Origin of the sequence: Hymenobacter ginkgonis, from assembly GCF_009755225.1 — a bacterium.
Classification (GTDB): domain Bacteria; phylum Bacteroidota; class Bacteroidia; order Cytophagales; family Hymenobacteraceae; genus Hymenobacter; species Hymenobacter ginkgonis.
Genome location: NZ_WQKZ01000001.1, coordinates 889752 through 902611 on the forward strand (window position 1 = coordinate 889752; position 12860 = coordinate 902611).

The following is a 12860-nucleotide window of genomic DNA, read 5'->3' on the forward strand; positions in this document are numbered from 1 at the left end:
ACTATAAAATTTGTGAATTAGGAATTAGCGATTGTCTCTTCGCTCGTGAACTCTTGCCAAATTTTTCGACCGGTACAAAAAGCCGCGCCTTGCTGCTGAAGGTGCGTCATTATTTCATGAAATTGCTGCGGGCCATTTTGGGTATTAGCCGGGTCAAAATTCTCATTGTGCCACAATACGGAAGCCACGCCACCAAACTTTTTTATCTCGGCAAAAACGGGTTGAAGCGCGGGTAGTATTTCGTTAGATTTTAATTGCAAATACTGCGGGTGGTGCAGCGTAGCATCCATAATTGCGAGTGGTATTTCTAAAAAACCTGCTTCCTTACCCGTCGCAAAATCGAAAAGGTAAAAGGGCTGGCAATACGAATGGCGAAAGCCAAAATGCTCGGCAAAACCAAGCGTGGAATCGTAGTCAAGACCTACAGCATCAAGCAAGGCGGGTGTTTGAGTAGGGTCCCAACTTAAGTAGTGAAAGCGGATGCCGGAGCCTTCGTATGGAATGTCGTCAAGCTCGTGTTCTAATTGGCTAGAACTGAGCGCAGTGCCAATACTGCCGTGCAAACCCAGTTCATAGCCTTGCTCATCAAGCTGGCGAAGGCGCTGCCAGAGGCGATGGTTTAGCCGATAATCTGCGTTTGGCGTGCCATTAGCAGCTTTGGCATTGTTGGGCAGGAGGAAAAATGTGGACTTCGCGCCGTAGCGCGTCATAGCCGCGGCTACTTCTTCTAGGTTGTCCCAGGCGTCAGGCTGCGTAAAGTGCTGCCACAATAATTTGCCAAATTCGCCGTAGTTGTGTTGGCGCAATGCGGCCTTAGTAGGCGCTTTCCAAGCGCTACGCAAATTGTCAATATCGTGCGAAATAAAGGCTGCAAATCCGGCGACTTGCCTACCCCAGCGGCGCGGTAATAATGTTTGGCCGCTCACGTGCTCGACGGCTGTTTTCAGCACATCGAAATAATAATTAACTGCTGGCAGCGTCACAAAATTATAACGCTTTTGCACGCTGGCGGCGTAGGGAAAACGGCCGTGCTGGTCGCGCTCGCCGGCGAAATATTCCTGCCAGCCGCTTAATAAATAAAACGCGGCCGAAATAATATCAGCCGAAATAAATACCCTGTTTTCCTGTAAAATCAGCAGCGGTTTCTCGGGTGAATTATCAAAGAAAAATGGCACGCGCTGGCCTTGCCAATCGCGCCAGTTCGGTGCCGGGGGATAAGGAGTAATTTCTGTGAAAAAAGTATCGCTGCAATCGGCAATTTCTACTTGCGCCTGGTAGCCGGCATAATCCACCGCCACGGCCGGCGCACCGGGGTAGGCCAGCTTAAAATGGCGCAGCACATACGTTAGGCGCACCTCAGCCGAAATGGACGCGGGCGCGAGCGATGACAAAGTAGGTGGCAGCATATACCGGCGAAATTACGCCGCCGGAGCGGTGGCCGCCAGCCACTCACCCAAGCGGCGCAGGGCCAGCGCGCGGCTGTGGCCTTCGTTGGGGGTGCCGAGGGTAGCATTGTAGTAGGCGGCGCGGCGGTACAGGTCGAGCGGCTTGTGCTGAGCCAGGCGAGCCAAGGCGGCCGCCAATTCGGGCAGCGCGGGCGCCCACTCGCTGAGGCCATGGGCGGCGTAGCCGTAGTAGTCGGCCAGGGTGGGCGTGGGCGAAAAGCGGTAGTACACGCTAGCCACGTTGAGCAGCGTGGCTTCGAGGTGAGTACTGGTATCGGCGGCCACCAGCGCATCGTGCTGCTGCAAAAACTCAAACACGTTTTCCTGCTGCGGGTCCGACCAGTGCAGGGGGGGTAGGGCCTGGCGCAGCGCCGTGAAATCGCGCCGGTCGCCGGGGTGCGGGCGCAACGTAAAAACCAAATCGGGCAGCTCGCGCAGCAGGTAAGCAAGGGTATCGGCCAGCGCGGGTAGTTCGTCGAGCAGGTTGCAGGCCACGGCCACGCGGCGCACCCGCGGCGCCGTATTGCGCTGGCTCAGAAAGGCGTCGGCTTTGGGCATGCCCACCAACTCGACGCGCCCACGCACGGGGCCACAAAGGCGGTATTTATCCAGCGCGTCCTGGCCTTCAAGCAGACTTAAGTCAAAGCCCAGGGGCGGAAAATTAGTGCTTACACTGGCGTGCTGCACGTAGGCAGTAGGCACGCCCTCGGCGCGGCAAGCTAGCAGCAGGGCGCGGGCGTCGTCGTTGTGGTCGTTGGCGAAAATAACGGCTTGCGGCCGGTAGTGGCGCAGCGCCCGCCGGTACACTTCGTAGTATCCAATGGCGTAAAAAACCAGGTCAAAAAACCGCAGGGCCCTACCCCCCACCTGGCGATACAAACCCACTAAAGCCGCTGGATATTGCCAGTAATACAGGATTTTGCGGCGCAATGACAGCCGGTTTACTACCCCCCCGTAGCGCCCAATCTGCTTGCCTTGGCCGGCCAGCAGCACCGCATCGGGCCGGGCATCTTTGACGAATTTTAACGCCTCGTAATTGTTGGCGCTCACCACATAAAGCCATACCGCACCGCGCAGCTGCTCGGGGTTGCGAATGGGTTGAAACACGTGCCCCCCCAGCCGCAGCACCGCGTAGCCCGCCACCCGCGCCAGCCGCCGCAGCGGGTTGGCGGGCGAAATACCAGCCAGCACCGCCGCCGGAAAATTGGCGAAGTGGTCGCTGAGGCGCACGTACAGAATATCCCGCAGCCGGGCCACGAGCGGGGGGGTAGGGCGGGGCATTAAGGCGTTTTTATCGTTATTAAAAATTAAAAAGAACGTCTTGCTGAGCTGGTCGAAGCATCTCGCTCGCCTCGTTGGATTTCTATCCCCAACCGCGCGAGCGAGATGCTTCGACCAGCTCAGCAAGACGTTTTCTGAAGTAATCTGCTGATGAACAATCCTTACCCGATGTGCCGCACCAGCATAAAAGCCTCGGCCAGCAGCTGGCCCGTTACCACGCCCCAACGCTGGGCCAGCAGGCGCAGGGCCTCGGGCGAGCGGGGGTGGGGGTAGGCGCGTTTCTCAAACTCGTAGGCTTCCATGCCCGCAATTTTGGCGGCCACATCTTCTTCATTCACCGCGAGAAAAAAATTGGGCAGAAACGGCTGCGGGTAGCTAGCCGCCTGCCACTCGGTAGACGAGGGCGTTTCGCAGGCCAAAATGGTGCGCATGGGCTCGCCGGGCAACGGGCGGCAGGCCGTGACTACCGCCTCGAAGGTGCGACGGTGGTCGATGTTGGTGTCGCCACCGTGGTGCGTAAAAATGAGGTTGGGCTGAAACGACTCTTTTTCCTGCTCCACAACTTTGATAATATCCAGCAAGTCAACCGAATCGAAGCGATTGTCGGCAAAGTCGTAGATGCCCGTCGAGGCGTAGCCGATGGCCGCCGCCGCCCGCCCGATGTTGGCGCGGTGGGTGGCCAGGTCGGTGGCCCACCGCGCGGCATCACGGGTAGCCGAGCGCGAGGTCAGCCCTTCACCCAGAATGACGGCTCGCGCCTCGCAGCCGTGCCGCTGCACCAGCCGGTGGATGCTGGCGCCGAGGCCCAGCAACTCATCGTCGGGGTGCGCCACCACGACCAGAATACGCTGGTTTTCCAGGCTAAAAGTCATCAGGCGTGTACAGCAGGTGAGTGTATTCCTGCGGCAGCACCGACGCAAAAGGCTTGCCGGTGTAGAACTTGATGCCCCGGCGGCGCATGTAGTCGCGGAAGTCTTCCTCAGTGCGCGTGAAGGTACCCTGGGTCTTCATCGTATTTAAGTCGAATACCACCGCATTGCAGGTGATGGTGTGCCGGGTTTCGTTGTAGCTCAATTCAGCGTGCAAATCTTTGTAAACCGCCATTTCGGTGTATTCGGCCAGCACCTGCTGCACCAGCTGCGAGTTGCGGGCGGGGTTGGCCTGCGGATACACGTTTTCGCGCAGTACTTTTACGGGCACACCGCCCGCCAGGCACCCATCTGGCAAGTCTTTGTTGATGAGCGAATTAGTGCCCACAACAACGTTGTTGCCAATGCGTCGATTGGGTAAGATAGTGGTGCGCGCCGGCAGCCACACGTGGTGGCCGATGCTAACGGGCCCAAAATCGGCTGGGAAGCCTTCCAGGATGGGCAAAAACGAGCCGTGCGTCCAGATGGCCACATCTTCGCCGATACCCACGTACTCGCCGATGTCGATGCGGTGGTTGGTATTCAGCGTAATACGGGCGCAAATCATCGAGTAGGAGCCCACTGTGAGGTGCGCGCCGGGGCTAAACTTGCCGCCGTGGCCCACCGTCACATGCGAATCCCAGAACACGTACTCGCCCAGCTTTATCGTGCGGGCCGTCAGGGTGTTGTGGTTGCCGATAGAGGTAAGCGCCCCAATTTCGAGGCGCTGCCCCACCAAAAAGGTATTGTGCGCGCCAATGGTCACATCATCGCCGATAACGCACTCGGTAGCCCGAATAGTCGTGTGGGGTCCAACGTGCACGTTATGACCTAGCTTGAGTGTTTCGGCAATGATATAGCTGCCGTTTTCAAAGCGGTGAATCTGCATTTTTTAGGTGAGAAGTTTAGCCAATAGGATACGTAAAAAGCGGCAGGAAGGGCGGCCAACCGCCTACAGCATTTCCCAGGTTAGGGCCATGCCGCGCCGCAGCGCGCGGCGGGCCGGGCGGCCCAGTACCTGCGGCAGCAGGTGGGGGGGTAGGCCATAACCTGGTCGGATAACCCGCACGTTTTCAAGTGTTAATACTTCTCCTATCGCCACATCTTGCACCACATAAATTGAGCGCCGGAAGGCCAGCGACTTGCGCTCGGCGGCCGTGGGCCCGTAGTACACGGCGCCCAGCGCTTGCTGCGCTTGCCGGCATTCGTGCACGAGGTGGGCCATCTCGGCCGGCTCCATCGAGAACGAGCCATCGGGGCCGCCATCGGCGCGGCTGAGGGTGAGGTGTTTCTCGATAACGCTGGCCCCGAGCACGGTAGCAGCCACGCTAACGCCAGTACCCATGGTGTGGTCCGACAGACCGACTTGGCAATCAAAGAGTTCGCGGAGGTGCGGAATCGTGCGCAGATTGGTGTTATGCGGCTCGGCGGGGTAGGTGCTGGTGCATTTGAGCAGTACCAGCTGCTCATTGCCCTCGCCGCGCACAATGTTGACCATGCGCTCCAAATCGGCCAAATCGGCCATGCCAGTCGAGATGATGACGGGCTTGCCCGTTTGGGCGGCGCGCCGAATCAAATCCGGCCAGTTATTCTCAAACGACGCAATTTTATAGGCCGGGCAGCCCACGCTTTCCAAAAACTCGATGGCTTCGATGCCAAACGGCGAACTAAAGCCCACCATGCCGCGCTCGCGGGCCCGCTCAAAAATGGCGGCGTGCCACTCAAAGGGCGTAAAGTTGGTGGTATACAGCTCGTACAGCGATTGGCCCTCCCAGTCTTGGTTAGCCCCGCGCACCACAAAATCGGGCTCGCGGCTGTCGAGGGTGAGCATGTCGGGGGTGCTGGTTTGAATCTTCAGGCCTTGACAGCCCGCGTCGGCTGCGGCATCGACGATGGCTAAGGCGCGCTCCAGCGACTGGCCGTGGTTGCCCGACATTTCGGCGATGATAAACGGCGGCTGGCTGGCCCCGATGCGGTGGCCTCCCAACAGAATGTCTTGCATAGCAATAAGTTAAGAATCAAGCGGAAAGTGGAGGCGAAAAACCTCGTACGCTTCGCCGTGCAAAGTAACGGCCGCCTGCCGCATAAACCGCAGCCGCTCGAATACCCGCGCCGAGGCCACGTTGCCAGCTTTCACCTGGCCCAGCACGGCCCCGCCCGCCAGTTCAGGCCGGTCATGGCGCAGCCGCTGCAAGGCGCGCCGCAGCAGCAGCGTCCCTACCCCCTGCCCCCGGTGCGAGGGCGCCACCGAGTAGTCGATAAGGCCCGGTTGGCCCGGCTCATCGAACTCAACGCGCACTTGGCCAATGGGTTCGCCACCTGCGCTACTCAGCAGATACAGGTAAGAATCCGCGTCCTGCAAGCGCCGCGCAAACCAGGCCACGTGCGTTTCCCAGGTGATGGGCGCCGCGTAAATCGCGTTTTGACGCACGGCGGGGTCGTTGGCCCAGGCAAAGTACAGCGCGGCATCGGCGGCCGTAGCGCGACGCAGCTGGTAGCGATGGGCGGTAGCCAGCTCTGCAAAAACGGCTTGCAGCCGCTGGCCCGCCAGTCCATCGAACAGCGCCTGCTGGCGCGGCTGCTGCCGGGCGGCCAGTGCGGGCAAGTCGCTTTCGGCCCAGGTAAGGCCTTCAGCGAGGGGTAGGGCCAAGCCTTCTCCTATTAAGAAGGTAAACATGGCCTGCTGATTATCAGCTGTTTGGTGCAGCAACACAGCGCCGCCGGCCGCGCAGCACTCGTAGGCCACGCCGCTAGGCGGGCACACAAATACCTGGCAAGTGCGCAGCAACGCAGCCAGCGCGGTGGCCGTGAGGTCGTGGTGCAGCACTATGGGCGGGCCCAGTTGCTCAGCAACTGCCTGCAAAGCTGCTTGATGCGGATAAGCTGCGCCCGTTACCACCGCTAGTTCGTAGCTCGGAAACTGCCGCCGCAGTTGCGGCAGCAGCGCCGCCGTTTGGTTGCCAGGGTCGGCCCCGCCCATGTTGAGAAACAGGCGGAGCGGCGTCGTAACTAGTTGTTTTTCAACTGAATTTTGCCAAAACGGGGGGCGCAATAGCGCAAAAGCCGGCCCCAGGTACAGGCGCGCCAGCGGCACCTGCGCATACGCCGCCGGCCCTACCCCCCCCGCCTGGTTTAGCACCACCTCGGCCCAAAAGGGAGGCGTAATAAGGTCATCGAGGCAGACTAACGCGGCGCCAGTTGCCGCCAGCAGTCGTTGGTAAGCCGGCCCAAACTGGTAGCCGTCCAGGATTAGAATATCGGTGGCTGCCAGCTGGCTGGCCAGCCACCCGGCTTCCGGCAGGCCCGCGGGCACTTCGGTGGGTATCGCTTGCACCGTGAGAGTGGCAGCGGCCAGCTGCTGTGCAATTGGCGGAGCTACTTCACGCAGCATAAAAGTGGCTTTAAAAGCCGGCTGCAGTGCTTGGGCCAGCGCCTGGCACCGGATGAGATGCCCCAGGCCAGTAGTAGTGGAGCCATCTGCCCTGAAAAAAAGGCGGCAAGAAGAAAGAAACGCAGCGAGCATAAGCAGCAAAAGTAGGACCTCCAATTAAAACCCGCGCAGTATTCATAAGAATAGTACTATTTAGCAAAAGCATTACCTCTACTGCGCCTGATAGCTATCTAGTAAGAAAGCTCAGCTATTTTTGCTGACCTAATTATCCTCCCGATTAAAGGCAATAGATGAAGAACAAGTACTTTTTTACGCTGGCGCTACTGCTCTACTTGCTTAGCGGATTTAACCTGCCTAACCTGCGGGCACAGAACCAGAACTGGTACTTTGGCGACCACGCGGGCCTTACGTTCACCGGCAGCGGCCCCATGGCGGCTACCAACAGCGCCATGCTGACCTATGAAGGCTGCTCCGCGTTATCAGATGCCAACGGCCAATTATTGGCCTATAGTAATGGCGAAGTTGTGTGGGATAGCCAGCACCAGCCAATGCCAAATGGTCGCGCGGGCTTAGGCGGAGATAATTCTACTTCCCAAGGAGCTTTGTTCCTGCCTCTGCCAGGCACTGCCAATACTAAAGTATACCTCTTTTGCCTCGATGCCATTGAAAATAATTTAGTAGGTGGCCTGCGCTACTCCATCCTGGATTTCGACTTGCGCGGGGGGCTGGGCGACGTTACGGCTACCAAAGGGGTCGTGCTGCCGACGCCCATAGTCGGCGGCAAGGTAACGGAAAAGCTGACGGCCGTGCGCCACGCCAACGGCCGCGACTACTGGATTGTGGTGCATGGTTGGCAGTCTAATGCCTTCTACAGCTTTCTACTTTCACCCGCCGGAATCAGTACGGTGCCCGTGGTGAGTAATGTAGGGGTTATTCACCAGGGAGGCGGCAGTTTTTTTGGCGCAGCTAACGCGGTGGGCTGTATGCGGGCCTCACCCGATGGCCGGCATCTGGCACTGGCTCAGCGCGATTTGCAGTGCGAGCTGTACGATTTTAATAATGCTACGGGCGGCGTTTCAAATTATTTGCTGCTGGCTTCGCATGATTATACCTACGGCGTAGAGTTCTCACCAGATAATAGTAAGCTGTACACCACCTACTCGCTGGCTGGCGAGATTACGCAGTACAACCTGCTGGCCGGGTCGCCAGCGGCGATTGTGAACTCTGCCACGCGCATTATCAGCGCTGAGCGCTTGGGCAATCTGGTTTTAGGGCCGGACAATAAAATTTATGTCGTGTCTTACGGCAACTCCTTCCTAAACGTGATTCAGAATCCGAATGCCGCGGGCGCTGCCTGCGACTACAAACGACAAGCGGTATCCTTGGCCGGCAAGCTAGGGCTGAATGGCCTGCCAAATTTTGCGAATAGTTACGCCCCGGTATACACAGCCGCTTTCACCGGTGGCACGGGCTGTGCTGGCACCGCCATCGCATTTGCCGGCGCCGTGCAACCGGCTGCGAGCAGCGCGGTAGCCACCTGGAACTTTGGCGACCCGGCCAGCGGCAGCGCCAACGTGGCGACTGGCTTGGCGCCCACGCATACCTATGCCACTGCCGGCACCTACCAGGTGACGCTGACGGTAGCTATTCCGAGTCTGACGACGCCCCTTACTACTACGCAGGCGGTGATAGTGGCCCCGGTTCCGCGCGTGAGCCTGGGCACTGATACCCTCGTGTGCCCCAATGCCGTGTGGACGCTGCGCGTTAGTACGCAGCCGGCCGGCTCGCTTTACCGGTGGCAGGATGGCTCTACCGCGCCTACTTACCTGGCCCACGGCCCCGGCCAGTACTCGGTGGAGGTGCGGGCCACGGCCACCGGCTGCCCGGCCACGGCTACCCGTCTGGCCACGGCGGCTAGCTGCCCCGTCTTTATCCCCAATATCATTACGCCTAATGGGGACCTGGAAAACGAATTTTTCAAGCTTAAAGGACTAACCGCCAGCGAGTGGCACCTGAGTATTTTCGACCGTTGGGGCCGGCAAGTATATGACCAGGCGCGCTACGACAACCAGTGGAACGCCACGGGCCAGGCGAGCGGCATGTATTACTACATGCTCAGCAACGCGGCTACCGGCGAGCGCTACCGGGGCTGGGTGGAGGTGCAGCGCGGCAGCTAGCGCTGCACGTTGGCCGCGTTGATGGCCGCTAGCCAGGGGTAGCAGGCCAGCAGCGCGGGCAGGCCGGCGGGGTCGGTGAGGGAAAAATCGGGTCCCAATTCCGAAAAAAGCAGGCTCAGCAGTGCATAATCGCTGGGGTAGTCGAGGGTGAGGCGCAGGCCCGCCACGGCCGGCGGCACCACCAGAGGCAGCGTTTCGAGTCGAAACCGCTCGGGGTGGCGGCGCAGGTAGGGCGTCACGTGCTCGCGCTCGTCGGGCTGCCGGGCCTCGCGGTGCGCCTGGCTTAGCGCCTGGGCGCTAATTACTTCGATATTAGTGCCTAAGGGCAAGCCGCTGGTGTAGGTGTAGTCGGCCCCGGTAGCGTGGTGCTGGGCCACGGCAGCGTCGATAAAATCGGGGTCGATGGCCGGGTTATCTGCCGTGAGGCGCACTACCGTATCGGCTGGGCCAGTGGCCTGGGTGAGTGCACCCGCGAAGCGGCCCAGCACGTCCTGCTCATCGCCCCGGAACACGCCTACCCCCAGCCGGGCGGCCAGGGCGGCCAGCGGGTCGTCGAGCGGCTGCGTGGTAGTAGCCACCACAATCTCGTTTACCGAAGTCGCCCGGCGGGCACGGTTAACCACGTGGCCCAGAATAGTTTGCTCGTCGCCTGCTGCGGAGAGGGGTAGGGGCAGCTGCGACTTGCCCGGTAACCGCGACGACCCCAGCCGGGCCTGGATGAGGGCTACTACGCGGGGGGGGGAAGTAGGCATAAGTGGAAATAATTACCGAATAGTCCAGCCGCCATCCACCACCAGATTGTGGCCCGTGACGAAATTGGCCGCGGCCGAACTCAGAAACACAAACGCCCCGGCTAGGTCCTGCGGTTCGCCCACCCGCTCGAGTGGAATACGCTGCCGCAGCTCGCCTTCGAAAGCCGTGTCTTCGCGCACTTTATCGGAGGGAAATGCGCCCGGCGACACGCAGTTAACTTGAATATTCTCCGGCCCCAGGTACGAAGCGAAGTACTTGGTTAGCTGAATCATGGCTGCCTTGCCAGCGCCGTAGTGCGGCGGATTCAGAAACTGCGGGTGCGCATCGTAGGCGGCAAAATCGGGCGCTACCACGCCGTACATGGAAGCCACGTTGATGATTTTGCCGGCGCCGCGCTCGCGTAGGTAGGGCAGCACTTCGCGCAGGCAGCGGTAGGCAGTACCGACCGAGCCATCGAGGCCTAGCGCGAAATCGGCGTCGGGCAGGGCATCAGGTTGCTGGCCGCGGCTATAGAACGCATTATTAATGAGCACGCTAGGCAAACCATATAATTCGCGGCTGCGTCGAAATGCTGCCTGCACGGCCGCTGTGTCGGCCACATCGCACGCCAGAAAATGCAGGGCTGCCCCCATTGGCAGCGGCCCCGTTTCAGCGAAAGCCGCTGCAAAGGCGGCTTCGCTGCGGCCCAGCACGACCACTTGGGCCCCGTGGGCTACTAAGCCCGCCGCAATGGCCCGCCCGAGGTGCCCATAGCCGCCCGTGAGCAACACTATCTGCCCGCGCAGGTCGAACATAGTGCGGTAAAAATCGTCGGTTAGGGGCGCGGCGGCCATGCGTAGGGAAGGATGAAGGTATCGGTAGTTTCGGCCAGCGCCGTGAGGGTGGGACGCAGCGTCTCGGCGGCCGCTGCGTAAGCCGCCGCCGCCAGGTTTTCGTGCAAATTAGCCACCGAATCGACGCCAATAACTGCGCGCGCTACACCCGGCGCGCCGGCTGCAAATAGCAGCAGCGCGGCCGGCAACGGGATATTGGCCGCCGCAGCTAAGGCGCGCAACTGCGTCAGCTTCGGGGCGAGGGGTAGGAAAAACTCAGGCAGTGTAGCGGGCTCGCGCAGTAGCAACCCTTGCAAAAAAGCCGACCGCACGTGCACCTCTACGCCGCGCGCTGCCAGCCGGGGTAGCACGGCCGCAAAGCGCTGGTCGAGTACACTATACGGCACCTGTACCAAGTCAATATCCCAGTTCTGGGCCAGCAGCCACTCGGCCTCGTGCGGATGGTAGAGCGACACGCCAATGCGCTGCACTTGCCCGCTCGCCCGGGCGGCTTGCAGGGCCTGCCAGGCAGCAGGCGCGGCTTGCAACGGCCCAAATGCGTGAAAGAGTACCCCATATACCCGCGGCCGCCGCAGCCGCGCCAGCGACTCGGCCAAGTGCTGCGTTACCTGCGCCGGTGGCCCGGCTGCCACTTTAGTAATGAGGTCGAAAGCTGAGTTTTTACCTGCTAGTTCGCCGAGCCGCGTCTCGCTGTCGCCGTAAGCGGCGGCCGTATCGAGTAGCGTCAGGCCGGCAGCTTGGGCCGCGGCCAGCACCTCGGCCACGGCGGCGGGGGTAGGCTGTCCGGCGTGGTTATTCAGGCCATAAGCCAAGCCAAACTGCGCGGTGCCCAAGGCTAGCCGCTGGGTGAGCGCGCGGACTTCGGCGGCAGTGGCGGGGGTAGGGCTCACGCGGCGTCTGGCGCTAAAAACTCCCGCACGCAGTCAATAACGTAGGCCTGCTCTTCGTCGGTGAGGGTAGGGTAGAGGGGTAGGCTGAGGCAGCGCGCGTAGTAGGCTTCGGCGTGCGGAAAATCGCCGGCCCGCCAGCCCAGCTTTTCGTAGTATGGCATGCGGTGCACGGGCACGTAATGTACCTGAGCTAGAATGTTTTTAGTGCGCAAAAACTCATACAACTCCCGCCGGTTTTCCACCAGCACCACGTACAAATGGTAGGCGTGGCCCGGCTGGCCCGGCGCCAAAATCCCTACCCCCGGCAGGGAGGCAAAGGCCGCATCGTAGGCGGCGGCCAGGGCCCGGCGGCGGGCCAGGCCTTCGTCGGCGCGGGCCAGCTGGCTGCTGCCTAAGGCACAGAGAATGTCGGAGATGCGGTAATTATAGCCCAGTTCCTGCATTTCCATGTACCAGCCGCCTTCATCCTGGCGCAGCAGGCCGGTGGCATCGCGCTCGATGCCGTGGGTACGCAGGCGGCGCAAGTGGCGGGCCAGTTGCGCGTCGTTGGTGGTTATCATGCCGCCCTCGCCGGTGGCGATGTGCTTGACGGGGTGGAAGCTGAAGATGGCTAGCTCGGCCAACTGGCCGCTGCCGCAGTAGCGCTGCTGGCCCTGGCTATCCACAAAAAAGCCGCCCGGCGCGTGGCAGGCATCCTCGATTATCCAGAGGCCAAACTCGTCGGCTAGGGCCCGCGCGGCTTCCATATCCACCGCCAAGCCAGCAAAATCAACGGGAATCAGCCCCGTGAAATAGCCTTTGGGATGCGCTTCGAGCAGCTTTCTAACCTGCTGCAAATCAAGCAAGCCCGTAGCCGGGTCGATGTCGGCGAAGTGCACCTCGCCGCCGCAATAGCGCACGCAGTTGGCTGAGGCCGCAAACGTAATGGGCGTCGTAATAACGCGCTGCCCCGGCTGCACGCCCAGCGCCAGCGCGCACAGGTGCAGCGCGGCCGTACCGTTGCTGACGGCCACGGCGTGGCGAGCGCCCACGTAGGCGGCAAATTTCTCCTCAAACTCCGTAACGCGCGGGCCCTGGGTAAGAAAATCGGAGCGGAGCGTTTCGACCACTGCGGCCACGTCGGCATCGGTAATATGCTGTCGGCCGTAGGGCAGGGGGTAGGGGGGCGGGGTTTTCAAGCTG

The 12860-nt window shown here is 60.8% G+C and carries 11 protein-coding genes; 1 reads left to right on the forward strand and 10 read right to left on the reverse strand.

The window, feature by feature from the left end; genetic code table 11:
- Positions 1-17: 17 nt before the first annotated feature.
- The 6 genes from GO988_RS03465 to GO988_RS03490 all read right to left on the reverse strand — a co-directional run bounded on the left by GO988_RS03465 (position 18) and on the right by GO988_RS03490 (position 7157).
- On the reverse strand, positions 18-1292 hold the full coding sequence (locus GO988_RS03465) for a DUF7033 domain-containing protein (protein WP_198172490.1): 1275 nt from the start codon (positions 1290-1292) through the stop codon (positions 18-20).
- A gap of 126 nt (positions 1293-1418) precedes the next feature.
- Positions 1419-2726, reverse strand: a complete 1308-nt coding sequence (locus GO988_RS03470) for a glycosyltransferase family protein (protein WP_157562121.1) — start codon at positions 2724-2726, stop codon at positions 1419-1421.
- A 161-nt stretch (positions 2727-2887) separates the two neighbouring features.
- Positions 2888-3598, reverse strand: coding sequence for a PIG-L deacetylase family protein (locus GO988_RS03475; RefSeq protein WP_157562122.1), 711 nt, complete (start codon positions 3596-3598; stop codon positions 2888-2890).
- Positions 3588-4523, reverse strand: a complete 936-nt coding sequence (locus GO988_RS03480) for an acyltransferase (RefSeq protein ID WP_157562123.1) — start codon at positions 4521-4523, stop codon at positions 3588-3590. Before GO988_RS03480 ends, GO988_RS03475 begins: the two co-directional genes overlap by 11 nt.
- A 63-nt stretch (positions 4524-4586) precedes the next feature.
- Complete coding sequence (pseI, locus tag GO988_RS03485) at positions 4587-5636, reverse strand: pseudaminic acid synthase (RefSeq protein WP_157562124.1); 1050 nt, start codon at positions 5634-5636, stop codon at positions 4587-4589.
- Between the two features lie 9 nt (positions 5637-5645).
- A complete protein-coding gene (locus GO988_RS03490; protein WP_157562125.1) occupies positions 5646-7157 on the reverse strand; it encodes a bifunctional UDP-2,4-diacetamido-2,4,6-trideoxy-beta-L-altropyranose hydrolase/GNAT family N-acetyltransferase in 1512 nt (503 codons plus the stop codon).
- A 158-nt stretch (positions 7158-7315) separates the two neighbouring features.
- On the opposite strand from GO988_RS03490, the gene GO988_RS03495 reads away from it, so the two are divergent.
- A complete protein-coding gene (locus tag GO988_RS03495) occupies positions 7316-9202 on the forward strand; it encodes a T9SS type B sorting domain-containing protein (RefSeq protein ID WP_157562126.1) in 1887 nt (628 codons plus the stop codon).
- Here the strand turns inward: GO988_RS03495 and GO988_RS03500 are convergent.
- From GO988_RS03500 to pseC, 4 genes are read right to left on the reverse strand one after another with little or no spacing between them, the layout of a single operon-like run.
- Complete coding sequence (locus tag GO988_RS03500) at positions 9199-9954, reverse strand: cytidylyltransferase domain-containing protein (RefSeq protein WP_157562127.1); 756 nt, start codon at positions 9952-9954, stop codon at positions 9199-9201. The genes GO988_RS03495 and GO988_RS03500 overlap by 4 nt on opposite strands.
- A gap of 12 nt (positions 9955-9966) precedes the next feature.
- Positions 9967-10788, reverse strand: coding sequence for an SDR family oxidoreductase (locus GO988_RS03505; RefSeq protein ID WP_232341352.1), 822 nt, complete (start codon positions 10786-10788; stop codon positions 9967-9969).
- A complete protein-coding gene (locus GO988_RS03510) occupies positions 10770-11678 on the reverse strand; it encodes an aldo/keto reductase (RefSeq protein WP_198172491.1) in 909 nt (302 codons plus the stop codon). Before GO988_RS03510 ends, GO988_RS03505 begins: the two co-directional genes overlap by 19 nt.
- Positions 11675-12856 (reverse strand): UDP-4-amino-4,6-dideoxy-N-acetyl-beta-L-altrosamine transaminase, encoded by a 1182-nt coding sequence (pseC, locus tag GO988_RS03515; RefSeq protein ID WP_157562129.1) that lies wholly within the window; start codon positions 12854-12856, stop codon positions 11675-11677. The genes GO988_RS03510 and pseC overlap by 4 nt, the downstream gene beginning before the upstream one ends.
- Positions 12857-12860 lie beyond the last annotated feature (4 nt).